At 73.1% G+C, this 23,614-nt stretch carries 19 protein-coding genes; 12 read left to right on the forward strand and 7 right to left on the reverse strand.

Annotated features, from left to right (window positions below; translation table 11 throughout):
• Positions 1-106: 106 nt before the first annotated feature.
• Both ACFY9S_RS18575 and ACFY9S_RS18580 read right to left on the reverse strand, forming a co-directional pair.
• On the reverse strand, positions 107-1,354 hold the full coding sequence (locus tag ACFY9S_RS18575) for an ROK family protein (RefSeq protein WP_391129452.1): 1,248 nt from the start codon (positions 1,352-1,354) through the stop codon (positions 107-109).
• A 199-nt stretch (positions 1,355-1,553) separates the two neighbouring features.
• Positions 1,554-2,318 (reverse strand): ANTAR domain-containing protein, encoded by a 765-nt coding sequence (locus ACFY9S_RS18580; protein WP_391129455.1) that lies wholly within the window; start codon positions 2,316-2,318, stop codon positions 1,554-1,556.
• 135 nt (positions 2,319-2,453) lie between these two features.
• Between ACFY9S_RS18580 and ACFY9S_RS18585 the strand changes: the two genes are divergently transcribed.
• On the forward strand, positions 2,454-2,804 hold the full coding sequence (locus ACFY9S_RS18585) for a MarR family transcriptional regulator (protein WP_391129458.1): 351 nt from the start codon (positions 2,454-2,456) through the stop codon (positions 2,802-2,804).
• 545 nt (positions 2,805-3,349) lie between these two features.
• On the opposite strand, the gene ACFY9S_RS18590 is transcribed toward ACFY9S_RS18585, so the two are convergent.
• Positions 3,350-4,606 (reverse strand): D-arabinono-1,4-lactone oxidase, encoded by a 1,257-nt coding sequence (locus ACFY9S_RS18590; RefSeq protein WP_391129461.1) that lies wholly within the window; start codon positions 4,604-4,606, stop codon positions 3,350-3,352.
• Positions 4,607-4,772: 166 nt separating this feature from the next.
• On the opposite strand from ACFY9S_RS18590, the gene ACFY9S_RS18595 reads away from it, so the two are divergent.
• From ACFY9S_RS18595 to ACFY9S_RS18620, 6 genes are all read left to right on the forward strand, one after another.
• Positions 4,773-5,780 carry an NAD(P)-dependent oxidoreductase gene (locus ACFY9S_RS18595; protein ID WP_391129464.1) on the forward strand — a complete coding sequence of 336 codons (1,008 nt, stop codon included), beginning with the start codon at positions 4,773-4,775 and terminating at the stop codon, positions 5,778-5,780.
• 126 nt (positions 5,781-5,906) lie between these two features.
• A complete protein-coding gene (locus ACFY9S_RS18600; RefSeq protein WP_102912238.1) occupies positions 5,907-7,226 on the forward strand; it encodes a radical SAM protein in 1,320 nt (439 codons plus the stop codon).
• Positions 7,227-7,462: 236 nt separating this feature from the next.
• On the forward strand, positions 7,463-8,953 hold the full coding sequence (locus ACFY9S_RS18605; RefSeq protein WP_391129467.1) for a cellulose binding domain-containing protein: 1,491 nt from the start codon (positions 7,463-7,465) through the stop codon (positions 8,951-8,953).
• A 208-nt stretch (positions 8,954-9,161) separates the two neighbouring features.
• Positions 9,162-10,268, forward strand: coding sequence for a ribosome small subunit-dependent GTPase A (gene rsgA / locus ACFY9S_RS18610; RefSeq protein ID WP_391129469.1), 1,107 nt, complete (start codon positions 9,162-9,164; stop codon positions 10,266-10,268).
• 302 nt (positions 10,269-10,570) lie between these two features.
• The gene (locus ACFY9S_RS18615; protein WP_391129472.1) at positions 10,571-11,980 is read left to right on the forward strand and encodes an AlkA N-terminal domain-containing protein; all 1,410 of its coding nucleotides are present in this window, start codon (positions 10,571-10,573) and stop codon (positions 11,978-11,980) included.
• Positions 11,980-12,474 carry a methylated-DNA--[protein]-cysteine S-methyltransferase gene (locus tag ACFY9S_RS18620; protein WP_391129475.1) on the forward strand — a complete coding sequence of 165 codons (495 nt, stop codon included), beginning with the start codon at positions 11,980-11,982 and terminating at the stop codon, positions 12,472-12,474. The genes ACFY9S_RS18615 and ACFY9S_RS18620 overlap by 1 nt, the downstream gene beginning before the upstream one ends.
• Before the next feature lie 4 nt (positions 12,475-12,478).
• Here ACFY9S_RS18620 and ACFY9S_RS18625 read toward each other — a convergent pair whose 3' ends face one another.
• Positions 12,479-12,961 carry a DUF456 family protein gene (locus ACFY9S_RS18625; protein WP_391129478.1) on the reverse strand — a complete coding sequence of 161 codons (483 nt, stop codon included), beginning with the start codon at positions 12,959-12,961 and terminating at the stop codon, positions 12,479-12,481.
• Between the two features lie 593 nt (positions 12,962-13,554).
• On the opposite strand from ACFY9S_RS18625, the gene ACFY9S_RS18630 reads away from it, so the two are divergent.
• Both ACFY9S_RS18630 and ACFY9S_RS18635 read left to right on the forward strand, forming a co-directional pair.
• Entirely contained in the window at positions 13,555-15,351 is a 1,797-nt protein-coding gene (locus ACFY9S_RS18630; RefSeq protein ID WP_391129601.1) for a protein phosphatase 2C domain-containing protein, read from the forward strand.
• A gap of 65 nt (positions 15,352-15,416) precedes the next feature.
• Positions 15,417-17,159 carry a pyruvate dehydrogenase gene (locus ACFY9S_RS18635; RefSeq protein ID WP_391129481.1) on the forward strand — a complete coding sequence of 581 codons (1,743 nt, stop codon included), beginning with the start codon at positions 15,417-15,419 and terminating at the stop codon, positions 17,157-17,159.
• On the opposite strand, the gene ACFY9S_RS18640 is transcribed toward ACFY9S_RS18635, so the two are convergent.
• Positions 17,156-18,562: a helix-turn-helix domain-containing protein gene (locus ACFY9S_RS18640; RefSeq protein WP_391129484.1), complete on the reverse strand. Its 1,407-nt coding sequence runs from the start codon at positions 18,560-18,562 to the stop codon at positions 17,156-17,158. The genes ACFY9S_RS18635 and ACFY9S_RS18640 overlap by 4 nt on opposite strands.
• Positions 18,563-18,794: 232 nt before the next feature.
• Between ACFY9S_RS18640 and ACFY9S_RS18645 the strand changes: the two genes are divergently transcribed.
• Complete coding sequence (locus ACFY9S_RS18645; RefSeq protein WP_391129487.1) at positions 18,795-19,418, forward strand: hypothetical protein; 624 nt, start codon at positions 18,795-18,797, stop codon at positions 19,416-19,418.
• Between the two features lie 427 nt (positions 19,419-19,845).
• Positions 19,846-20,328, forward strand: a complete 483-nt coding sequence (locus tag ACFY9S_RS18650; protein ID WP_391129490.1) for an ATP-binding protein — start codon at positions 19,846-19,848, stop codon at positions 20,326-20,328.
• A 57-nt stretch (positions 20,329-20,385) separates the two neighbouring features.
• Here ACFY9S_RS18650 and ACFY9S_RS18655 read toward each other — a convergent pair whose 3' ends face one another.
• Positions 20,386-21,426: a DUF2637 domain-containing protein gene (locus ACFY9S_RS18655; protein ID WP_102913248.1), complete on the reverse strand. Its 1,041-nt coding sequence runs from the start codon at positions 21,424-21,426 to the stop codon at positions 20,386-20,388.
• Positions 21,427-21,730: 304 nt separating this feature from the next.
• On the reverse strand, positions 21,731-22,582 hold the full coding sequence (locus ACFY9S_RS18660; RefSeq protein ID WP_391129493.1) for a (2Fe-2S)-binding protein: 852 nt from the start codon (positions 22,580-22,582) through the stop codon (positions 21,731-21,733).
• A gap of 177 nt (positions 22,583-22,759) precedes the next feature.
• Between ACFY9S_RS18660 and ACFY9S_RS18665 the strand changes: the two genes are divergently transcribed.
• Positions 22,760-23,572, forward strand: coding sequence for an FCD domain-containing protein (locus ACFY9S_RS18665; protein WP_391129496.1), 813 nt, complete (start codon positions 22,760-22,762; stop codon positions 23,570-23,572).
• Positions 23,573-23,614: the final 42 nt, after the last annotated feature.

Consider the following 23,614-nt stretch of genomic DNA (forward strand, 5'->3'; position numbering starts at 1 on the left):
AGCTTCGGCTAAGGCTTCGGCAAGGGGTTGGACGAAGTCTGTGCGAAGCGTTGTATCCCGTTCGCCATTTCGAACACGCGGGGGGTGCGGAGGAGTTGATTCCGCGCTACGACGGCGGGGCGGTGGTGCGGCTCCTCACGGGTGCGGTGCGTTTGCCGTTCTTCTGCCCGACGGCCTGGAGGGCGCCTTCGAGCGCGAACGTGGCCGCGCCCAGGCACACCGGGTCGGTGGGGATCGGGGAGAGGACGATCTCGGTGGCGGCCAGCGGCCGTGGCAGCGCGTGCCGGGTCACGGCCTCGCGCACCTCGTGCAGCAGCGGCTCGCCCAGGGTGCGGGCGACCCAGCTGCTCAGCACGACGATCTCGGGGTTGAACAGGTTCACCAGGTCCGCGACGCCGGCGCCCAGGTAGCGGGCGGTTTCGTGGACGACCCGGCGCGCCACCGGGTCGTCCGCCGCGACTCCGCGGGCCAGGGCGTCGATGGTCGCCGTCTGGTCGTCCGCGTGCAGCAGTTCGCTGTCGGGGCCGATCTCCCGCAGGTTCAGCATGATGCCGCGCGCGCCCACGTACGTCTCCACACAGCCGTGGTTGCCGCAACGGCACAGGCGCCCGTCCAGCACCATCGTGGTGTGGCCCCACTCGCCGGCGCTGTTGCTGACACCACGGTGCAGCCCGCCGCCCAGGACGAGCCCGGCGCCCACGCCGGTCCCGAGGTTGACCACCACGGCGTTCCCGCGTCCGCGCGCCGCCCCGAACCACAGCTCGGCGACCGCGCTGGCGCGCAGCGGGTTGTCCAGGTACAGCGGGTAGGCGATGTGCTCGGTGAGCAGGTCCAGGAGCGGTACGTCGTGCCAGTCCCAGTTGGGCGCGTACTCCGAGGTGCCGGTCGCGCGGTCCACCTGCCCCGGCACGCTCACGCCGACGCCGAGCACCCGGGCACCCTCGATGCCGGCCTGCATCACCACCGAGCCGACGGCGGTGGCCACATGGCCCACCACCTGCTCGGGCAGGCTCTCGCTGGGCCGGACGTCCTCCTCGGCGCGGGCCAGTACGTTCAGCCCGAGGTCGAACAGCTCGACGTGGACGTACGTCTCGGCGATGTCGACGCCGATCAGCGCGCCGCCCGAGGAGTTGACGGCGACCAGGCCCCGGGGGCGCCCGCCCGCCGAGTCCTCGAAGCCGACTTCGGTGATCATGCGGAGGTCGAGCAGCTCGCCGACGAGCGTGGCGACCGTCGCGAGGCTGAGGCCCGTGGCGGCTGCCAGCTCCTGCCGGGAGGTGGGTGACTCCGCGATCATCTGGCGCAGCACCTCGTAGCGGTTCGCGGTGCGGATGTCACGTGATGTGCGCTTCACCGGGGTGCCCCATTCCTTCCCAGACCGGCCGGGCCGGGTCGACGTCGGCACCGGCGCGGCGCAAGGCTATGGGCTGCCGGGACTTTCGACAAGGGGTTTGGAAAGGGGCTTTATAAAGTGCTCGCCCAGCAAGGAGCGGAGGTGGCCGGGCATGGCCTGCCCATGATGCCTCACGCCGGGTGCGTCGGCGCCCGGTGTCTCAGTCCCGGTCCTCGCCGGGGCCCGTCGGGCAGGCCGCGGCCTCACCCGGGCGGTTCGCGCCGGCGACCGCGGCGGAAAGCTGTTGCTGCACCTGCTCCGGCAGTGTGCTGCCGCCTACCGTGCCCACGAGATCCCGGGCCAGGTGGTGCAGCTTGGTGTTGGTGTTCTGGGACGTCCTGACCAGCACGCTCCAGGCCGCCTCGGGGGTCAGGTTGAAGGACGCCATCAGGATGCCGCGGGCCAGGTCGATGGTGGGCCGGGTCTGCATGGCGCGGCGCAACTGGGTGACCTCGGCACGGAGGTCCTGGCCGCCCTCCTCCGGTGGGGCGGTGTCGGGCCGGGCAGGGGGCGCGGGGCGCTCCGGCCGGGCGGAGTCCGTGAACAGCTCTCGCGTGCCGGTCAGGTCGAGAAGGCGCTCGACCGCGACGCCGCAGGACCGGATGGTGACGGTCTTGCCCTGGTCGACCGCGCGGGTGCGCAGATCGAGCAGGGCGTTGAGGCCGGAGCAGTCGCAGAACCCGACGGCGTCCAGACGCAGGTCGACGCCGCCGCCCGACAGGGTGAGCATGTCGTACAGCTCGGGCAGCAATCCCCGGCTGCCCAGGTCGAGTTCACCCCACATCGACACGGTCATGCGGTCGCCGTCCGGAACGACGTCCATGGTTGCCATGCAGGGCGGGATCGCCGTCGGCGCGCTGTCGCCCGCCGTGGGTGCGGCGTCCTCCTGCGTGTGGGACCGCGCAGCGTGCGCAGGCTCCGGCATGGCCCTGTTCTCCCTTTGCTCTTTCGCCTTGCCTCCGCTTCCAGCGTTCCCTCCCTACCCCATGCACGTCAACCGATACATGAAACGAAGTACGTGTTTTTGGGTGCGCGAATGTTCGGTCGCTAGAGTTGGGGCATGGATGGAGTGCCCGAGCCACACAGCGGATGGACGTTCCTCACCAACCATGCCCGCGTGCTGGCCGCCATTGCCGACAATCACAGTGCTCGTATACGGGACATCGCGGCCCACTGCCGGCTCACCGAGCGAGCCGTGCAGAAGATCATCGCCGACCTTGAGCAGGACGGATACCTCTCCCACACCCGGGAGGGGCGCAGTAACACGTACCGGATCGACCCCGGCAAGGTACTGCGCCACCCGGCCGAGGCGGGCCTGACCGTGGCGTCTCTGATGTCCCTGCTCGTCCAGGACGAGGCCGACCGGGTCACGACCTCCGCCACCCGCGGCCGCCCACACGCAGCGACCTGACCGACGCGCCCGCGCGACCCGTGCCCACGTGCGGGGACCTGACCGGCGTGCCCGTGCGACCCGTGCCCACGTGCGGGGACCTGACCGGCGTGCCCGTGCGACCCGTGCCCACGTGCGGGGACCTGACCGGCGTGCCCGCGCGACCCGTGCCCACGTGCGGGGACCTGACCGACGCGCCCGCGCGACCCGTGCCCACGTGCGGGGACCTGACCGGCGTGCCCGCATGACCCGTGCCCACGCGCGGCGATCCGACCTACGCGCCCGCACGCCCTCTGCCCGGTGAGCCGCCGGACCCCGACGTGCCAGGGCCGTCGGCCGTGCCCCGACGGGTCGGCGACACCGTGCCCGGCCGTCCGGCCGTCGGCGAGCTACCGCCTGCACGAGGGCCGCACACCCGAAGGCCGTGCCCGCGGCCACGCGCGCGGGCCCGACCGGCGGAGCCGTCGGTCCCGGACTGTCGGTCCCTGGGCTGTCGGTCCCCGGGCCCTCCACCTCCGGGCCCTCCACCTCCGGGCCGTCCGCCGACGGCCGCCGCCTCCGGCCCTCTACGCCCCGGCCAGCACACCCCGTACGAACGCGTTGGTGAACTTCCCCCGGGGATCCAGGTCCTGCGTCAGTGTCCGGAAGTCGCCCAGTCTCGGATACAGCCCGGGCAGGGCCGAGGTGGGCACCGTGGAGACCTTCCCCCAGTGCGGCCGGGCCCCGAAGGGAGCCAGTGCCGTCTCGACCAGCCGCACCACCGGCAGGACCGCATCCGTGTCCTCGACCCACGTGAAGTGCGCCGCGACGGTGTCGCGCCCGTAGGAGGGGCTCAGCCACTGGTCGTCACCGGCGACCGTGCGCACCTCGCAGGTCTGCAGAACCGGGGCCACGGCCTCCCGGATCGCGTCGAGCGCGTGCAGCATCTCCACGGCATGCCCGCGCGGGAGCAGGTACTCCGACTGCAGTTCCGCCCCGCTGCTCGGGACGAACTCCGCCCGGAAGTGCGGCAGCCGCTGGTGCCACGGCCCCGGCACGCCGAACTGCTCGGTGCAGTTGACCGCGGGCATACCGGGCACCGGATGCATCTTCTCCGTGGCCGGAGCGGCCCAGGGAAAGGCGGGCAGCGGCTGGTCGGTGCGCCGCTTGAGCCACACCTGCCGGAAGCCCGGCTCCCGCCAGTCGGTGAACAGGCTGACGCTGTACCCCGTCGCCATCACCGTCTCGAACACCCCGGAGTCCAGGCCCTCCGACGGCAGTTCGATGAACACGTGCTGCTCGACCTCGTAGGCCGGCTCCAGGTCCAGGGTGAGCGCGGTGACGACCCCGAGCGCGCCGAGTGACGTGACGGTGCCGCCGAACCGCTCCTCGTCCCGGCCTATGGTCACCGCCGAGCCGTCGGCCGTGACCAGCTCCACCTCGCGCACGGACACCGAGAGCGGCCCGTTGAGCACCCCCGAGCCGTGGGTGCCGGTCGCGACCGACCCGGCCACCGAGATGTGCGGCAGGGACGCCATGTTGTGCAGCGCGAGTCCCTGCCCGTGCACCCGGCGGGCCAGTTCCGCGTAGCGCACACCGCCGCCGACCCGGACCGTCCGGGCCGCCGTGTCGACATCCACCTCCGGGGGCAGGTCGGCCAGCGACAGCAGGACGCCCTCGGGGCCCGGCTCGGCGATCTCGTTGAACGAGTGCCCGCTGCCCAGCACCCGCACCCGGTCGCTGCCCCCGACGAGCGCGCGCAACTCGGCGAGCGAGCCGGGCCGGTGCAGTTCCTTGGCCGCGTAGGTGATGTTGCCCGCCCAGTTGGTCACGGTCTCGTTCATCCACGTCGTCCTTCCCCGAGGCAGCGGGGGCCGGGAAGCCCCCGCCGGAACCTACCCCGGCCCGCCGTCCATTGCCGCCGCCGCCCGGCTCCGCCTACCGTGGGGCATCGTAGAGAGCGGTTTCTATCGCATTCGCTTCTCGTTCCCGAGCCGGAAGGTCACCTCCTTGAGCCAGCGCCCCCAGGCACTGTTCGCCATGACCCCCGAGAACGTGCCGCAGGTCTTCCCGCCCGAGGTGCTGGCCCGGCTGCGCACGTCCGTGGACATCGAACCGGGCCTCGTGGCCCAGGACTTCACCGACTCACGCGTCCTCGGCGCGCTGGCCCGGGCCGAGATCCTCGTGACCGGCTGGGGATGCCCCCGGCTGGACGAGGCGGTGCTCGACGCCGCTCCCCGGCTGCGTGCGGTGCTGCACTCGGCCGGATCCGTGAAGTCCTTCGCCACAGTCGCCCTCAGGGAGCGCGGCATCGCCGTCTCCTCGGCGGCCGTCGCCAACGCGCTGCCGGTCGCCGAGTACACCCTCGCCATGATCCTGCTCGCCGGGAAGGACGTCCTCGCCGCCCGCGACCGGATGCGCACCGCCCGCGTCTCCGCCGGCTGGGGCGTCATCCCCGGCATCGGCAACTACGGCCGCCGGGTCGGCGTCATCGGCGCCTCCCGCATCGGCCGTCGCGTCCTCGAACTGCTCCGCCCCTTCGACCTGCGGCCCGTCCTCAGCGACCCGTACGTCGACGAACGCCAGGCCGCAGCGCTCGGCGCCCCCCTGCTGCCCCTGGACGAGCTGCTGCGCACGTCCGGCATCGTCACCGTCCACGCCCCCGAGACGCCCGAGACCCACCGCATGATCGGCCGCCGTGAGCTGGCCCTGATGCCCGACGGGGCGGTGCTGATCAACACCGCGCGCGGCGCGCTGGTCGACCACGACGCCCTCGTGGCGGAGCTGCGCACCGGGCGCCTGACCGCGATCCTCGACGTCACCGACCCGGAGCCGCTCCCCGCCGACTCGCCCCTCTACGACCTGCCCGGTGCCTTCGTCACCCCGCACCTCGCGGGCTCCCAGGGCAATGAGCTGGCCCGGCTCGGCATGTCGGTCGCCCAGGAGGCGGAACGGCTGCTGGCCGGGCAGGAGCCGGCGTACGCGGTCGACTGGGCGGCGCTGGAGCGCGAAGCCTGATTCATGACACTCGCCAGAACGCCACAAACGGGGCGTTCCGTCGGCTCGGGGGGACCCGGTACCGGCCGCGTACACCGATGGGCATACCGTGAGGAGTCGTACGTCCGAACCGGGAGGAGCAACGGGATGGGCAGCCGTACCGCGCTGGTCGAGGATCTGATGGAGCGGTTCCCGCACGTGCCGCGGGAGGCCGTCTTCAAGGAGGACCTGCTCCGGGGCGGCGTCGCCTTCGACCCGTCCGCGCTCAGCGACAACGAGAGCGGAGAGGTCAAGCCGAAGTCGTACTTCATCTTCTCCTTCGACCACGGGACCCTGCCTGAACTGGGCGAGGCCGCGCTGCGCCGCCCGCCGGAGGAGATCATCCTCACCGGCGGCCCCTACGACCTGCGCCGCACCGTCGTCTCGGTGCGGGTGAACCCGGCCTCGCCCTACCGTGTCGCGGCGAACGAGGACGGCGTGCTCGGCCTCTACCTCGACGGCAAGCGGATCTCCGACGTCGGCGTGCCGCCGATGCCCGAGTACTACCGGCACACCCTCGCCAGCGGGAAGTCGGTCATGGAGGTCGCCCCGACCATCCAGTGGGGCTACCTGATCTACCTGACCGTCTTCCGGGTCTGCCAGTACTTCGGCGCCAAGGAGGAGTGCCAGTACTGCGACATCAACCACAACTGGCGCCAGCACAAGGCGGCCGGACGGCCGTACACGGGCGTGAAGGACGTCGACGAGGTCCTGGAAGCGCTGGACATCATCAACCGGTACGACACCGCGAAGGTGTCGACCGCGTACACGCTCACCGGCGGTGCCATCACCTCGAAGCTGCAGGGCCGTGACGAGGCCGACTTCTACGGCATGTACGCCAAGGCCATCGAGGAGCACTTCCCGGGCCGCTGGATCGGCAAGGTCGTCGCGCAGGCGCTGCCCAAGGACGACGTGCAGCGCTTCAAGGACTACGGCGTGCAGATCTACCACCCCAACTACGAGGTGTGGGACCGCCGCCTGTTCGAGCTGTACTGCCCGGGCAAGGAGCGTTACGTCGGCCGCGACGAGTGGCACAAGCGCATCCTCGACTCGGCCGAGGTCTTCGGCGCCCGCAACGTCATCCCCAACTTCGTGGCCGGCGTGGAGATGGCGGCGCCCTCCGGGTTCACGACCGTCGACGAGGCCATCGCGTCCACCACCGAGGGCCTGCGCTTCTTCATGTCGCACGGCATCACGCCCCGCTTCACCACCTGGTGCCCGGAGCCCACGACGCCGCTCGGCAAGGCCAACCCGCAGGGCGCGCCGCTGGAGTACCACATCCGCCTGCTCCAGGCCTACCGGCAGACCATGGAGGACTTCGGCCTCTCCTCGCCCCCCGGCTACGGCCCGCCCGGCGCCGGCAACGCGGTCTTCTCGGTCAGTTCCTTCATGGACAGCCTCCCGGCCGACGAACCCACCGCCGTTTGATAACAGTTCGATGACATCGCCCCTTCCGGTGGCACGACGTTGAGTCGCAGGGCGGCCGTACCCGTATGACACTCCGAGGCCGGAGCCATGGGGGGGCGGCCGTCCTGTCGTGATATCTGAACAGGGCGCTTGTCAGTTGTGTGGGAGGCGTGAAAAGCTCTTGCACCGCCGCGAGGTTCCCCCCAACTCCAATGCCGACGTGGTGAGTTGACCTCGCTTGTGAACGCAGGAGACTCATGCCCGACCTGCCGACCCCTCAGGACGCCTCCGAGGCCGCGCTGTTCTCCGAGTGCTGGGACGCGGTCCTCGCGTACGCGGACCTGTGCACGTCCGGTTCCACGGCTGCCGCACAGCTCGGCCGCGAGGCGTTCGCACACGGCATACGCGAGGCCCGCGCCGCGGAGACCGGCCAGGTCCGCGGCGCCCGGCGCCCGGCCCTGCTGCCCCGCATACCCCTGCTGCTGACCTCCGTCCGCACCACCGCCGCGGCCTGGGAGGAAGGCGGACAGGGCCACAAACTCGACCCCGACCTGCGCCTGTGGCTCAACTCCGACAAGGCCGCCCGCTACTCCGGCCCGCCCCTGCAGCGACCGCTCGCGCTGCGCGGCCTGCGCGACCTCCAGCAGGCGGACGCCGAACTGCTGTGGTTCACCGAGGTGGAGGCGCTGCCGCCGGCCCTGGTCGCCGGCCGCCTGGGCCTGGACCCGGCCGGCGCCGCGGAGGAACTCCGCCAGGTGCGCACCCTGTTCCGGGACCGCTGCCACCGCAACCACCTCGACACGCCGATGGACGCCCGGTGCCGCAGCTACGCCCGGCTGCTGGACGCCGTCACCCGCTCCTCCGCCGCCGAGACCCCGGACGACCTCTCCCGGCACCTTGCCACCTGCGTGCAGTGCGCCGAGGCGGCCGCCTGCCTGCGCCTGCACGGCGGATCCCTGCCCGGGGCGCTGGCCGGCGGCGTGATCGGCTGGGGCGGCCTCGCCTACCTGGAGCGCCGCCGCCGCGCCGCCGAGGTACGGCTCGGCGTCGGCCGCCCCGGCTCCGCGGACAAGGCGGCCGGAGAACCGCAGGACGGGGAGCAGAAGGCGCGCGTCGCCCGCAACGGCCTCCTCGTCGCCGCGGTTCTGGTCTCCGTGCTGGCCCTCGGCGTCTCGCTGATGCCCTTCGGCGGCGCCGGCGACGACCTCGGCGCACCCGGGGGCGTCGACCGCCAGCCGGTGGCCGACCCCGCGCCGCCCCTGCCGTCCGCCCCGTCCCTGCCGCCCGCGACCTCGAAGCCGGCCGACCAGACCACCCGCGGCACGAAGCAGCCCCGCAAGCCCGGCGCCTCGGAAGACAACAACCGCCACACCCAACCGCAGGGCACCTCCTCGCCCACCGCCCGGACCGAACCCGACGAGAGCGCGGAACCCGTCTGCCGGGTCGAGTACGACCTGGTCAACCAGTGGCCCGACGGTTTCCAGGCCACCGTCACCGTCACCAGCGCCGAATCCCTCGACTCCTGGCGCGTCGCCTGGTCCTTCCGGGACGGCCAGCGGGTCGGCCAGATCTGGGACGCCTCCGTCTCCCAGGACGGCTCCCGCGTCACCGCCACCGCCGCCGACTACAACAAGTCGGTCCCCGCGGGCGGCGACCTGGCCTTCGGATTCATCTCCTCCTGGCGGGGCAAGAACTCACCGCCGTACGACTTCGAGCTGAACGGCCACGCCTGCGCGAAAAGCAGTTGACGCGCCTCCGCCGTGACGGGATAGCGTTACGGCGGTTCCGCACACACGGCGGTTCCACGAAGCAAAGCGACGAGCGTAGAGGAGGTGTCGACCGATGGCTGTCATTGCGACGAGCGCTGCCCGCATCCAGTTCATCACGTCCACCTCCGTGGCCGCCGGCTGATCCGACCGACTGTCGGGCCGGGGGCCGACCTTGGAAGGGTCACCCTTGTCTTCCTCCTCCGCTTCATCCGTTTCCACCGCGCTCACTCCCTACGGCTGGGACGAGGCCTGGGCCGAGGCGTTCGCCCCGTACGAGGCCGAAGGCCTCCTCCCCGGCCGGGTCGTGCGCGTCGACCGCGGGCAGTGCGACGTCGTCACCGCCGACGGGCTGCTGCGGGCCGACACCGCGTTCGTCACCCCGCACGACCCCCTGCGCGTCGTCTGCACCGGCGACTGGGTCGCCGTCGAACCCGGCGGGAACCCGCGCTACGTCCGCACCTGTCTGCCGCGGCGCACCGCCTTCGTCCGCTCCACCTCCTCCCAACGGTCCGAGGGGCAGATCCTCGCGGCCAACGTCGACCACGCCGTCATCGCGGTGTCCCTGGCGGTCGAACTGGACCTCGGCCGCATCGAGCGCTTCCTCGTGCTCGCCTGGGAATCCGGGGCCCAGCCCGTCGTCGTCCTCACCAAGGCCGACCTCGTGCCGGACGCCGTGACCCTCTCGTACCTCGTCCAGGACGTGGAGACGGCCGCGCCCGGCGTGCCGGTCGTGCCCGTCAGCTCCGTCGAGGGGGGCGGGCTCGACGTGGTCGCCGCGCTCGTCGGCGGGGGGACGTCCGTGCTGCTCGGGCAGTCCGGCGCGGGCAAGTCCACCCTCGCCAACGCGCTGCTCGGCGAGGACGTCATGGTCGTCCAGACCACCCGGGACGTCGACGGCAAGGGCCGCCACACCACGACCACGCGCAACCTGCTCGCCCTGCCCGGCGGCGGCGTCCTGATCGACACCCCGGGCCTGCGGGGCGTCGGCCTGTGGGACGCCGAGACCGGCGTTTCGCAGGTGTTCTCCGAGATCGCGGAGCTGGCCGAGCGCTGCCGCTTCCACGACTGCGCCCACGAGGCCGAGCCGGGATGCGCCGTGCTGGCCGCCATCGAGACCGGTGAGCTGGCGGAACGGCGGCTGCAGAGCTACCGCAAGCTCCAGCGGGAGAACCAGCGCATCGTCGCCAAGACCGATGCCCGCCTCCGGGCCGAGATCCGTAAGGACTGGAAGCGGAAGGGGGCGATCGGCAAGGCCGCGATGGAGGCGAAGCGGGGACCGTACCGGCGTTCCTGACCTCTCCCGGCCTGGGGGACTGGGGACTGGGCCGCCGTGTCCTGGGGCCTCGGACCTGGCCCGATCGTGTCCTGTCGCTTGGGCCCTGGTCCGATCGCGTCGCGGCGCCAGGGCCTTGGTCCGATGGTGTCCCCGCCCCGCGGGTCCTGGTCCGGTCGTGTCCCGCCCGCCCGGGACTCGGCCCGATCGGGTCCCGCCCCCGGGCCCCGGCCCGATCGGGTCCCGCCCCCGGGCCCCGGCCCGATCGCGGTGTCCGATTTCCGCCAGCGGCCGCCCGGCCGACGGCGGAGACTGGACGGGTGATGGACCAGGGAACGGACGAAGACAGCAGGTACGAGGCCGTACGCGGACGCGACGCCCGTTTCGACGGCGTGTTCTTCTTCGCCGTCGAGACGACCGGCATCTACTGCCGGCCGAGCTGCCCCGCGGTCACCCCGAAGCGGGCCAACGTACGGTTCTTCGCCACGGCCGCCGCCGCGCAGGGCTCGGGTTTCCGGGCCTGCCGGCGGTGCCGCCCGGACGCCGTGCCCGGCTCCGCCGAGTGGAACGTCCGCGCGGACGTGGTGGGCCGGGCCGTGCGGCTGATCGCCGACGGCGTGGTCGACCGGGAAGGCGTCGCCGGGCTCGCCGGACGCCTCGGCTACAGCGCACGGCAGGTGCAGCGGCAGCTCACCGCCGAACTCGGCGCCGGGCCCGTCGCCCTCGCCCGGGCCCAACGGGCCCACACCGCACGCGTCCTGGTGCAGACCACCGAGCTGCCGATCACCGAGATCGCGTTCGCGTCGGGCTTCGCCAGCGTGCGGCAGTTCAACGACACGATCCGGGCGGTGTACGCGTCGACCCCCAGCCGGCTGCGCGCCGCCGCGCCGAAGACCGGCCGGGGCCGCCGCGCGGCCACCCCGAACGCCGGCATCCCGCTCCGGCTCGCCCACCGCGGCCCCTACCGGGCCGGACCCGTCTTCGACCTGCTGGCTCGCGAGGCCGTACCCGGCATCGAGGAGGTGAGCGGCCCGCCCGGCACCCGTACCTACCGGCGCACCCTCCGCCTCCCGTACGGCACCGGCATCGTCGCCGTCGACGAACCCCCGGGCACAGCCCGGACCGGGAGCGGCGCCCACCCGGGCGGCTGGCTCGACGCCCGGCTGCACCTCACCGACCCGCGCGACCTCACCACCGCCGTCCAGCGGCTGCGGCGGCTGTTCGACCTCGACGCCGACCCCTACGCCGTCGACGAGCGCCTCGCCGCCGACCCGCGGCTCGCACCCCTGGTCCGAGCCCGGCCCGGGCTGCGCTCACCGGGCACCGCCGACCCGCAGGAACTCGCGGTGCGGGCCCTGACCGGGCGCACGGAGGCGGAACGGCTCGTCCGCCGCTACGGCAAGACGCTCGACGCCCCCTGCGGCAGCCTCACCCACCTCTTCCCCGAGCCGGCCGTCCTCGCCGGGGCCGAGCCCGGCGGCACCCTCGGCGCGCTCACCGCCGCCCTCGCCGACCACGCCGTACGGCTCGACCCGGGCGCCGACCGGGACGACGCGCAGGAGGCCCTGAATGCCGTGCCCGGCCTGGACGCCCGTACGGTGGCCGAGATCCGCACCCGCGCCCTCGGCGACCCGGACGTGGCACCCCCCGGCCATGACGTCCCCGACCACTGGCGCCCCTGGCGCTCGTACGCCGTCAACCACCTGCGCGCAGCAGGGGAGTGGGAGTTCTGATGACCGACCCGACCTACTGGACGACTGTGACCGGCCCGCTCGGGCCGCTGCTCCTCACGGCCGCCCCGACCGGCGAGCTGACCTCCCTGTCCGTGCCCGGCCAGAAGGGCGGACGCGAGGTGCGGGACGGCTGGCGGCGTGACCCCGGGCCCTTCCGGGAGGCCGAGGAGCAGATCGCCGCGTACTTCGCCGGGGAACTGAAGGAGTTCCGCCTGGCCCGGCGGACCGAGGGCACCGCCTTCCGGGAGAAGGTCTGGGCCGCGCTGGACGACATCCCCTACGGCTCGACCGCGACCTACGGCGAGATCGCCGCGCGCATCGGAGCGCCCCGGGCGGCCGTGCGGGCCGTCGGCGGTGCGATCGGCGCGAATCCGCTGCTGGTGGTCCGCCCGTGCCACCGGGTCATCGGGGCGGACGGCGCGCTGACCGGCTATGCGGGGGGTCTGGACCGCAAGGTACGGCTGCTGACGCACGAGGGCGTGCTGCCCGCGTGAGGGATCAGCCCCACAGGACCGCGCCCGCCCAGGCCGCCGCGATCAGCTGGCAGGTGAACAGTTCGGCCAGGATGCCGGAGCCGCCCGCGCGCATGACCGTGCGCAGGGCGGCGACCGCGTCCGTGTGACGGCCGAGACGGACCCGTTCGAAGAGGTAGACACCGGCCAGGAATCCCGGGATCGCGCCCAGGACGGGGATCAGCACGAATCCGAGCAGGGAACCGGCTCCGGCGCAGGCCAGCATGCGGAGGGTGGTGCCGTTCATCCGCAGCCGGCGGGGCGGCAACGCCCAGCGGACCCCCTGGGAGACGAGCAGCAGCACCGTGGCCCCGACCAGCACCCACCAGGTGACGGGCTGCGGATCCTTCAGCGCCCACCACATGACCGCGGCCCACACCAGCAACGATCCCGGCATGGCGGGCAGCAGCACTCCGCACAGCCCGAGCAGGATGACCAGCCCGACCAGCAGGAGGTCCCACACTCCCATCTGACCAGCCTGCCGGAACACGCGAGAACGCGCAGGTCAGAAGCGTGTCCGTGGCCCAGACCCGCAGGTCAGCCGCCCGCCGCCCGCCGGCCCGGATTTTCGTATGACCGTTCTACGGATCACTCGACGTGCCGTTCAGCGTCCCGTGACGGGCCGGTTTTTTCCACAAGCCCCGTTTTCATCCGGCTCGTGCGGTGGACAATCAGGGCATGAGTCAGCAGGGGGGAAGGCCCACCGGTCACGAGGACGACTGGTGGAGGGAGTTGTACGACGACTCCACCGACGACACGGGCCCCACACCGGCACGCGATTCCCTGGACGACCGGTTCGCGTCGGCGTCGGGAGCGGTGGGAGACGGGGCGGAGCGGACCGGGCCCCCGGACCGGCCGGCCGGGCGGCCCTTCGGCGCGGAGCCCACGGTTCCGGCGCCCCGGACCGGAGCCGACGACATACCGGACCCGACCCGCCCGAACGGCCGGCCCCCGCAGCGCGCACCCTGGGAGCCGCCGCCGGCCCGGCCCGCCGGCCCCAAGAACTTCCCGAACGCGGCGACACCGCCGAGGCACACCGGGCAGCCGTCCGGCCGCGCGCCCATGCAGGGGCGACCGGGCGACGAGGCCCCGCCGACCGGTCCCCGTACGCAGGCGGACGCGGGCCTGCCCGATGCGGACGTCGGCAGGCTCACGGGTGCGGGGTCAGGTGGCCCGCTCTCGCCGTCATCCGGCCCGGGACCGTCATCGGACGCGCGGTCGGGCGCCGCGGGCCCGCCCGCTGCCGACCCTGGCGGGCCTTCGGGCCCGGGGTCAGGTGGTCTGCCCTCGCCCTCAGGCCTCTCTCCTGCGCCCTCGGATGCGCGGCCGGGCGCCGCGGGCCCGCCCGCTGCCGACGTCGGCAGGCCCTCGGGCGAGTTGCCGGGCGACGTGCCACCGCCCTCAGCCGGCCCTCGTACGTCCTCGGAGAGTCCCGGGCAGCAGCTCCCCGCCCCGAGCATGCCCGGCCCACCGGCGAATCCGGTCCCTCCGCCACCCACGGCCCCTCCGGCCTGGCCGGCCGCGACTGCGGACCCACCCGGCAGGCCCGCGCCGCCGACCCCGGCCCCGGCCACAGAGCCCACCGATCCCGTGGGGCCCATCGATCCCGTCAATCCCACCGGTCCCGGCGGGCCCGTGTCGCCCGCCGCCGGCCTCGGGGAGGCCCCGTACCCGGCCCCGGCCGGCCGGCCACCCGTGCCGCCGCGCCCCGCCGCGCCACCCGCGCCCCCGGCCGACCGGCCGCCCAGGCCTCCCGGCACCGGCACCGAGCCGTCGAGCCGGGCTGATCAGACGTCCGTGCCGCCGCCCCCTGCCGAGCCGCCGGGCCCGCACGCCACCGACCCCCCGCCCGACCGGCCCGGCTCCCGGATCGAGCGCCCCACGCCCACCCCGCGGCCCCGAGGCCACGTCGGCACCCGGCCCCCCACCTACGACGCCGAACCCACCGCCCTCCCGGCCGCCGATCCGGACGACCTCGACGACCTCGTGGCGGACACCGTGCTGGAGGGGGCCCGGTACGGGGCCTGGACGTTGCGGGCCGTTTCCGTGCGGGGGGACTCCGCGCGGTACCGGGGCGAGCCCCGCAGGGACGCGCTGCTCACCGCCCGGTTCGGCACGGGGGAGCACGCGCTGCTGCTCGTGGCGACGGCGACCGGGGCCCGGGCCACGCCGGGCGCGCACCGGGCCGCCGCCGAGGCCTGTCACTGGATCGGGCGGGCCGTCGGCCGCAGCCACGCACGGCTGGTCGAGGACATAAGGGACGGCCGCCGCGGCGACCTGAAGTCCGGGCTGCACCGCCTCACCGACCGCAGCCTCGGCAAGCTCCGGGCCAGCGCCTCCGAGCAGGGCGTCGATCCCGGCGAGTACGCGGCCAGCCTGCGCTGCCTGCTGCTGTCGGCCGACCCCGAGTGCCGTACGCGGGTGTTCTTCGGGGTCGGGCCCGGCGGGCTGTTCCGGTTGCGGGAGGGCGAGTGGCAGGACATCGAGCCGCAAGTGGCCGAGGGCAAGGGCGAACCCGTCATGGGCTTCGGCTCGCCGCCCTCCGAGACGGCCGGGGGCGACCGGCTCACCATGGACCTGGGCATCCCGACTCCGCCGAGCCCGTACGAACCGGCCCCGGAGCCGCCCCGGGAGCCCTTCCGCTTCCGGACCTCCGTCGCCCGCCCGGGTGACGCGCTCCTGATGTGCAGCGGCGGCCTCGCCGACCCCCTGCGCGGCGAGCCCGAACTGGGCGAGTACCTCGCCGAGCGGTGGTCCCGCCCCGACCCGCCCGGCCTCGCCGCGTTCCTCGCCGATTCCCAGGTACGGGTCAAGGGTTATGCGGACGACCGGACGGCCGCCGCGGTGTGGGAGGCGTGAGCGCTGCCCGTGTGACTTGATGGAACCCGGAGGGATCCCAGGAGACCGAAGGGCAGACGAGAACCATGGCCACACAGAACGTCGCGGAACAGTTCGTCGACATCCTGACCCGCGCCGGAGTCACACGCCTCTACGGCGTCGTCGGCGACAGCCTCAACCCGGTCGTCGACGCCGTCCGGCGCAACTCCGCCATCGACTGGATCCACGTCCGGCACGAGGAGACCGCGGCCTTCGCCGCCGGCGCCGAGGCGCAGATCACCGGCGGGCTCGCCGCCTGCGCCGGCTCCTGCGGCCCCGGCAACCTCCACCTCATCAACGGCCTCTACGACGCCCACCGCTCGATGGCCCCGGTCCTCGCCCTGGCCTCGCACATCCCGTCCAGCGAGATCGGCCTCGGCTTCTTCCAGGAGACCCACCCCGACCGGCTGTTCGCCGAGTGCAGCCACTACAGCGAGATGATCTCCAGCCCGAAGCAGATGCCCCGGCTGCTCCAGACCGCCATCCAGAACGCCGTGGGCCGCAGCGGCGTCAGCGTCGTCACCCTGCCCGGTGACATCGCCGACGAGCCCGCCCCGGAACAGGCCGCCGAGACCGCCCTCGTCACCTCCCGGCCGACGGTCCGCCCCGGCGACGCCGAGATCGACCGGCTCGTCGAGATGATCGACGACGCCGGCAAGGTCACCCTCTTCTGCGGCAGCGGCACGGCCGGCGCGCACGCCGAGGTCATGGAGTTCGCCGGGAAGATCAAGTCGCCGGTCGGGCACGCCCTGCGCGGCAAGGAGTGGATCCAGTACGACAACCCCTTCGACGTCGGCATGAGCGGGCTGCTGGGATACGGCGCCGCCTACGAGGCCACCCACGAGTGCGACCTGCTGATCCTGCTCGGCACCGACTTCCCGTACAACGCCTTCCTCCCCGACGACGTGAAGATCGTCCAGGTCGACATCCGGCCCGAACACCTCGGCCGCCGCTCGAAGCTGGACCTCGCGGTGTGGGGCGACGTGCGGGAGACGCTGCGCTGTCTGATTCCGCGGGTGAAGGAGAAGAAGAACCGCCGCTTCCTCGACCGGATGCTGAAGAAGCACGCGGACGCGCTGGAGGGGGTGGTGAAGGCGTACACGCGCAAGGTCGAGAAGCACACGCCGATCCACCCCGAGTACGTGGCCTCGGTACTCGACGAAGTGGCCTCCGACGACGCCGTGTTCACCGTCGACACCGGCATGTGCAACGTCTGGGCCGCCCGCTACATCTCACCCAACGGCCGCCGCCGCGTGATCGGCTCCTTCTCCCACGGCTCGATGGCGAACGCGCTGCCCATGGCGATCGGCGCCCAGTTCACCGACCGCGAACGGCAGGTCGTGTCGATGTCCGGCGACGGTGGCTTCTCCATGCTGATGGGCGACTTCCTGACGCTGGTGCAGTACGACCTGCCCGTGAAGGTCGTCCTGTTCGACAACTCCTCCCTCGGCATGGTCGAGTTGGAGATGCTGGTCGCCGGGCTTCCCTCGTACGGCACGGCCAACAAGAACCCCGACTTCGCCGCCGTCGCCCGTGCCTGCGGTGCGTACGGGGTGCGTGTCGAGAAGCCCAAGGACCTCGCCGGCGCGCTGAAGGACGCCTTCAAGCACAAGGGACCGGCCCTCGTCGACGTCGTCACCGACCCCAACGCGCTGTCCATCCCGCCGAAGATCAAGGCCGAGATGGTGACCGGCTTCGCCCTGTCGGCCTCGAAGATCGTGCTGGACGGCGGGGTCGGCCGGATGCTCCAGATGGCCCGCTCCAACCTGCGCAACGTGCCCCGGTTCTAGCTGTACGGCCTCCACGCACGTGCGGACGTGTCGTACGTGTAGCGCGGCAGGCCCTTGATGCCGCTGGTCCGGAACGGGCGGCCGGCGTCGTCGATCCTGACCGTGCCCGTGCGGCCCTGGGAGGACCAGTCGAGCTCCAGGTACCAGCGGCAGTCGCAGCCCTGGGTCCTGGCGTTGACCAGCAGCACCTCGGGGTCGCGGGCGGAGACCCGGTAGGGCATGCGCACCGCCGGGATCGGCCCGTCCACGCCGCCCCCGGCGACCGCGCGGGCGATGGGGCGGTCCTTGTCCAGGTTCACGTCGAAGGTACGCGGGGTGATCGAACCGCCGCAGCCCTGGTTCATGGCGTAGGCGTTGCCCGGCACGGGTGCCGAGCGCCCCACGACGCGCACGCGCAGCGCCTCCAGCACGACGGCCGTGTCGGTCCGCCCCTGCACGGAGAGCCGCACGAGCGTCTCGCCGCCGTGCACGGCGTTCTGCGACGCGGCCCAGACCCCGGCGTCCTGGGGGACCGGCGGCGGTGGCACCTGCCCGGGCGGCGCGTCGACGATGTAGTCGTGACCGCAGCCCAGCTTCCACGCCTGGGAGTCGGCGGACCAGGTGAGGGGGACGGCGGAGGCCGTTCCACCGGCGGGCGGAGTGGTGCGGACAGAAGGTGACGGGGAGGGCTTCAGCCGCTTCGGGGCGGCGGAGGGTGAAGACCGCCGCGGAGCGGGGGTGGTGCCGCTCGGGGTAGGGGAGGGGCTCTTCCCGGCCGGGGTTTCGGTTGTTTCCGTCTTCGGCGTGCCGGACGTGGCCGGAGCGGCAGTGCCGGGCCGGTCGCCGGCGGACGCACGCCGCCCGTCCGGCAGCGCGGCGAGGCTCCCGAGCGCCGCGAACACCGCGCAGGCGGCGGCCAGTCCGACCGCGACGCGTCTGCGGCGGTACCAGGGGCGGCCGGGACGCGGGTCCGCTTCCGCAGGGATGCCGACGGGGCCGTCCACCGCGGCGGAGTCCGGGTCCGGGTCCGGGTTCGGGTTCGTGTCTATATCCGTGCCTGTGTTGGCCGCTGTCGTGCCGGCCGCTGTCGTGCCGGTCTCCGTCGTGCCGGCCCCCGCCATGCCTGTCTCCGTCGTGCCGGTAGCGCTCGCCGGCCGGGGACGCTGGCGCGCCGCCACCGCGAGGAGCCAGCGGCGGTGCAGCTCCAGACGTTCCTCCGCCGACGCCCCGCACAGGGCGGCGAAGCGCTCCACGGGCGCGAAGTCGAGCGGGACCGCCTCGCCCGCGCAGTAGCGGTGCAGGGTCGAGGTGTTCATGGCCAGGCGCCGGGCCAGTGAACCGTAACTGCGGTCGGTGCGCTCCTTCAGCGTCCTCAGCAGCGCCGCGAACTCCCCGACGTCGTCGACGTCGTCCTGTAACGACACCGTTCCCCCCGTTCTCTCAGCCCGGCCCGGCCCGGAACGGCATCCCAGGCACCCCATGTACCTGCACGTCAGACGGGCTGGGATGGTTCCACCGTGCCGGATCGGATGCCGGCTGTTGCATTCGAGAGGTGGGACCGCTGATGCTCTTGGTGTCGCACCGACCAGGCCCGGGCCGACCAGCCGGCCTCGGCGCGGCAACCACATCCACGCACTCGTCCACGGGGGAACACCCATGTCCATGCGCATTCGAACAAGCGCTCTCACCGCCCTGACCGTCGCCGCCCTCGCGGCCGGCACGGTCCTCACGGCACCGGCCGCCGGTGCCGCGCCGAAGGCCGCCGCACCGAAGTTCCTGTCGGCGTCCCAGCTGCCGCCGCACCCGACCTCGGCCTGGACGGCCGGCCCGGTCACCGAAGGGTTCCCGGAGGGACTCGGCTTCTGCGTGAGTACGGAGGGCGTGCTCGACTACGAGTACCGGCACCGGGAGTTCCGGACCGACCTGGACACCGGCGCCGTGCAGTTGACCGTCGTGGCGAGCACACCCGCCCTGGCCAAGGCCCTGGCGAAGCACTACGACGATCTGATCCGCACCTGCGCCGACCGCATCGAGAACTCCTCCCCGGACATCGAGGCCGAGGGCCGGGACTACGGTTCGCTGCCCGTCGAGGAGGGCGCCCGCGTCCGCGGCCTGCACACCGAGACGTCCTGGGGCGCCACGGACATCTCGCTGCTGTCCGTGGGACGGGACGGCAAGACCGTCACCGTCGTGTCGTGGGGTCAGATGGGCGACTTCGACGACGCGCCCGTAGCCGCCTTCAAGAAGACGACGACCACCGCCGTCAACAAGCTGTACTGACCGCCCGTCCGCTGGAAGACCGGGGCCGTCCTCCCGCCACGGGGGTGGGGAGGACGGCCCCGTACCGGTCCCGGTGCCCGTCAAGACCGTCGCACTTCGGCCAACTTCACCGCAGCGCCGCGCACCTCGGTTCGCCGCCCCGGCCCTTCACCGCGTACGCAGGGATCGGCAGCCGGCCGTCGGCCCATCGTCCGATCTCCGGCGGTCAGGATCCGCCGGGGAAGCCGGACCGGCTACCCTCTTGTCCCCCTCTCCTCCACCGCAGTGCCGCTCGGCGGCCCGCCGCCCGGGCCGCCCGCCCCGTTCCGGTGGCCGAACACCCGGTCGTTGACGATTCGACATGACTGCCGCGTTCCCGATGGGGCATGGATCCCCGTGAACGTGTTCGAGCAGGAGGGGAACCGACATCGGCGCGCGGGCGGGGGTCATGGAGAGGCAGGCACGACTAGGCGGTCCCATAGCGATCGGGGGCTTCTCGGCGAAGACGGTGGAGGACGGGACCGACGACGTCACGGAGCGGGAACCGGCACCGCAGTTGCGGCGCAGACTCGGGCGGGCGGACCTGCGGGCCGTCCCGGAAGCCCGCAGGGCCCTGCGGGAACTGCTCGGGCAGTGGGGGAAGCAGGGGCAGTCGGACGTGGCGGAACTGCTCACCAGCGAACTCGTCACCAACGCGATCGTCCACACCGACCACGACGCGGTTCTCACGGCCACCGTCGGCCCCCGCGGACTGCGGGTGGAGGTGCGGGACTTCGTGGCCCGCAGGCCCCGGCTGCGCCTACCGGTCGCCGACGACGGTACGAACGGCAGGGGTCTGTTCCTGGTGCAGTCCCTCGCGGACGCCTGGGGAGTCCGGCCGCACGGAGTGGGCAAGGCCGTCTGGTTCGAGCTGGAGGCCGGGGCGGCGTGAACGCCGAAGGGGCGCGGCCCGCAGGCCACGCCCCTTCGCCGCTGTGCTGCGATCCGGTCAGCCGAACTGCTGCTCCAGGTCCTTGAGCTTGCGCTCCAGGGAGTCCAGACGCGGCAGAGCCATGGTGTCGTCCTCCGCGGTGAGGTCGACGGTCACCGGGTCAGCTCCTTTGCGGGCCGCCTGAAGGGAGGGACGCGAGCGCACGGGCAGGGGCTCCGGCGCGGATATGGCAGGCTCCGCGGTGACCTGCGAGGAGCCGCGCTCCACCTGCACCTCCAGCGGGCGTCCGCCGCCACGGCCGAAGTGGCCGCGGTGGCCGCGACTGATCGCCTTCAGCTGGGCCCGCTCCACGCGCTGCTGGTCGCGCCGCCGCTGCCGGGTCTCTTCCTTCTTGCGCTTGTCGTCGCGCACCTCGTCGACGGCCTCGTCCAGGCTGCGCACACCCTCCAGGAGCATCAACGACCAGGCGCGGTAGGTCTCCCTCGGGGCGCGCAGCCAGCGCACCATGCGGATCTGCGGCAGCGGGCGGGGCACCAGGCCCTGCTCCCGCAGGGCGGCCCGGCGGGTCTGCTTCAGCGCGCGGTCGAAGAGCACCGCCGCCGACAGGGACATTCCCGCGAAGAAGTGGGGGGCACCCGCGTGCCCGACGCCCCGGGGCGCGTGCACCCAGTTGAACCAGGCCGCGGCGAAGGCGAACGTCCAGACCAGTATCCGGGAGCCGAGCGCGGCGTCCCCGTGGCTGGCCTCGCGCACCGCGAGGACGGAGCAGAACATCGCCGCGCCGTCCAGGCCGAACGGGACGAGGTACTGCCAGCCGCCGGACAGTCCGAGGTTCTGCTCGCCGAAGCCGACCAGGCCGTGGAAGGACAGCAGGGCGGCGACGGCCGCGCAGCAGAACAGGAGAAGGTAGGAGAGGGTGCCGTAGACGGCTTCCTTGCGTCTGCGGCGTTCCTCGCTGCGCTCCCAGGAGTCGTCCGCGCTCGTGTCCTTGACCGAGGAGCGCTTGCCGCGCGCGAGCACCGCCACCGCCGCCAGCATGCCCAGGAGAAGTACGGCGCCCGGAAGCAGCCAGTTCAGCGATATGTCGGTCAGTCTCATCTGGGTGGTCCCTTGCATTGGGATAGGGCGTAACGCCCGCCATATTGGCCCAATCCCATCGGCCCTCAGGGGGTTTCGGGGCAAGAGGCCGCCAAGGAAGTGCAAGGGATTGTTCAGGGCGGCGTTCTGCTCGAACTGGCGCTTGAGGGGCGGGAGTTGAGTTCGAACAAGACTACCCGTACGGGTGGTTCCCCGGAAAGTTTCCGTGACGCGTGAGGAAGTCGTGAATCGCCTTTGGGCGTGTGGGTGTCCGGTACCGCGATGATCTTACGGGACGACGGGAGCGATCGACCCCGCCCGTGCGTCAACTGGCCGTGGCCAGCAGCTTGGTGACCCGGTCCGCGTCGCAGGTGCGCGGGCAGGTGGCGCAGGTGTCCTCCGGGCGCAGCGTGTAGAACATGCAGCAGCTCGCGCGGTCCCGGGTGAGCAGCGGCTCGCCGCCGGGGCCGGTCAGCTCCCGGAACGCCGCCGTGCCGACGTAGGGCTTGGTCGCGCCCGGCAGGAGCAGTTCCAGCTCGCGCATCGCGCGCCGCTCCTCGATCTCGCCGAGCGACTGGGCGATGTACCAGATTCCTTCGACGATCTCGTCCGTCGCCATGCCCCACAGGGCGCGTCCGCGGCGCCGTATCCGGGGGCCGAAACCGGCCAGGACCGGTTCCAGGTGCTCGGCGACCGCCGACCGCACCTCGGCACGCAGTGCTTCCTCGTCGGGGACGACCCGGGCGCCGGGCAGCCCGGCCGCCTCGTCGCCGGGCAGGCAGGCGAAGCCGGCGGGGCGGACGGCCAGGTGTCCGAGGGCGTGGCCCGGGGCGGTGCGGTCGTACGAGACGTGGGTCACGGGGTAGCGGGGGACCCGGCGGTGCAGGAACCACGGCACGGTGATCAGCAGGCAGGCGGGCCAGGCGTAGCGGTGCAGGCCGAAAGTGGCGACGACGTCGGGGCGGGCCTGCCGGCCGTAGTCCCGCTGGATCTGCTCCACGTCCCACGCCAGGAAGCGGTCGAGGGCGGGGCCCGCGGCCGCGAGGTCGGCGACCGCGGTCCAGCCGCCGCCGTGCGGGGTCTCGTGCCCGGGGTCCAGTTCGGTGACGGCCAGCCCCGGAAGGATCTCGGCCAGGCGTGTGTAGGCGCCGGAGACGGCCGAAAGGGGCGCAGGCATGTGATCACCGATCCGTCGGGCTGAAACGGGGCTCTTGAAGGTAAGCCTAACCTTACTCGCGATCTCCGAAAACATGACCAGGATTTGAACTGGGCTCCGGGGCGCTTATGGTGCTTGACGGACGAGTAACAACCCGCCGTAATGACCCCAAGTACCGATACGTCCGGAGGAGGACCCGTGAGGCAGGGAGCGCAGGGCTCCGCGGACACGGGGACTCCGTGGGCAGCGGCGGCGGCAGCGGCGAAACCCGCCGGGCCCGCGCGGGTGCCGCAGCAGGCCGGGGCGGCGCGGGGGGAACACACGCACAGCGAGCCGCCCGCGCCGGCCGTGCCGGTCGTACCGCGGGTCCGGCCGGTGATCCAGCGGGCCTCGGTGCGCGGGCAGATCCTGGCCGCGCTGCGGGCCGCACTGGTGGCGGGGGATCTGCGGCCGGGCGAGGTCTACTCGGCGCCGGTGCTGGGCGATCGGTTCGGGGTCTCGGCGACGCCGGTCCGGGAGGCCATGCAGCAACTGGCCCTCGAAGGGGCCGTCGAGGTCGTGCCGAACCGTGGGTTCCGGGTGGTCGAACGGGGGGTGCGGGAGCTGGCGGAACTGGCCGAGGTCCGGGCGCTGATCGAGGTTCCGGTGATGCTGCGGCTGGCCCGTACGGTTCCCGCCGAACGCTGGGCCGAGATGCGGCCCCTCGCCGAGGCGACGGTCCGCGCGGCGTCGACCGGCTGCCGCGCGACCTATGCGGACTCCGACCGGCGGTTCCACCGGGCCGTGCTGTCCCTCTCGGGCAACGAGCAGCTGGTCCAGATCGCGGAGGACCTGCACCGCAGGGCGCAGTGGCCGTTGGCCGGCGGTGGGCCGGGGGCTCGGGGGCGGGCCGACCTGGTCGCGGACGCGCACGAGCACGCGGCGTTGCTGGACGCGCTGGTCTCACGGGACCTGGACGTGGTGCGGGCGCTGGTGGGCGAGCACTTCGCGGGGGCGACGGCTGCGGGCTAGCGGGGGTCCTTCGCCTTCTCGCCCAGGGTGGGCCGGGGCCGC

The organism is Streptomyces sp. NPDC012474, from assembly GCF_042955185.1.
In the GTDB taxonomy this organism is placed as follows: Bacteria; Actinomycetota; Actinomycetes; order Streptomycetales; family Streptomycetaceae; genus Streptomyces; species Streptomyces cahuitamycinicus.

Bases quoted from the DNA above. Each gene is read 5' to 3' on its own strand.
- ACFY9S_RS18645 (WP_391129487.1), top strand. From the start codon at position 18,795: ATGTCCATGCGCATTCGAACAAGCGCTCTCACCGCCCTGACCGTCGCC.
- ACFY9S_RS18615 (WP_391129472.1), top strand. From the start codon at position 10,571: ATGGACCAGGGAACGGACGAAGACAGCAGGTACGAGGCCGTACGCGGA.
- ACFY9S_RS18660 (WP_391129493.1), bottom strand. From the start codon at position 22,582: ATGCCTGCGCCCCTTTCGGCCGTCTCCGGCGCCTACACACGCCTGGCC.
- ACFY9S_RS18655 (WP_102913248.1), bottom strand. From the start codon at position 21,426: ATGAGACTGACCGACATATCGCTGAACTGGCTGCTTCCGGGCGCCGTA.
- ACFY9S_RS18650 (WP_391129490.1), top strand. From the start codon at position 19,846: ATGGAGAGGCAGGCACGACTAGGCGGTCCCATAGCGATCGGGGGCTTC.
- ACFY9S_RS18630 (WP_391129601.1), top strand. From the start codon at position 13,555: ATGCAGGGGCGACCGGGCGACGAGGCCCCGCCGACCGGTCCCCGTACG.
- ACFY9S_RS18600 (WP_102912238.1), top strand. From the start codon at position 5,907: ATGGGCAGCCGTACCGCGCTGGTCGAGGATCTGATGGAGCGGTTCCCG.
- ACFY9S_RS18605 (WP_391129467.1), top strand. From the start codon at position 7,463: ATGCCCGACCTGCCGACCCCTCAGGACGCCTCCGAGGCCGCGCTGTTC.
- ACFY9S_RS18625 (WP_391129478.1), bottom strand. From the start codon at position 12,961: ATGGGAGTGTGGGACCTCCTGCTGGTCGGGCTGGTCATCCTGCTCGGG.
- ACFY9S_RS18635 (WP_391129481.1), top strand. From the start codon at position 15,417: ATGGCCACACAGAACGTCGCGGAACAGTTCGTCGACATCCTGACCCGC.
- ACFY9S_RS18590 (WP_391129461.1), bottom strand. From the start codon at position 4,606: ATGAACGAGACCGTGACCAACTGGGCGGGCAACATCACCTACGCGGCC.
- ACFY9S_RS18580 (WP_391129455.1), bottom strand. From the start codon at position 2,318: ATGCCGGAGCCTGCGCACGCTGCGCGGTCCCACACGCAGGAGGACGCC.
- ACFY9S_RS18620 (WP_391129475.1), top strand. From the start codon at position 11,980: ATGACCGACCCGACCTACTGGACGACTGTGACCGGCCCGCTCGGGCCG.
- ACFY9S_RS18585 (WP_391129458.1), top strand. From the start codon at position 2,454: ATGGATGGAGTGCCCGAGCCACACAGCGGATGGACGTTCCTCACCAAC.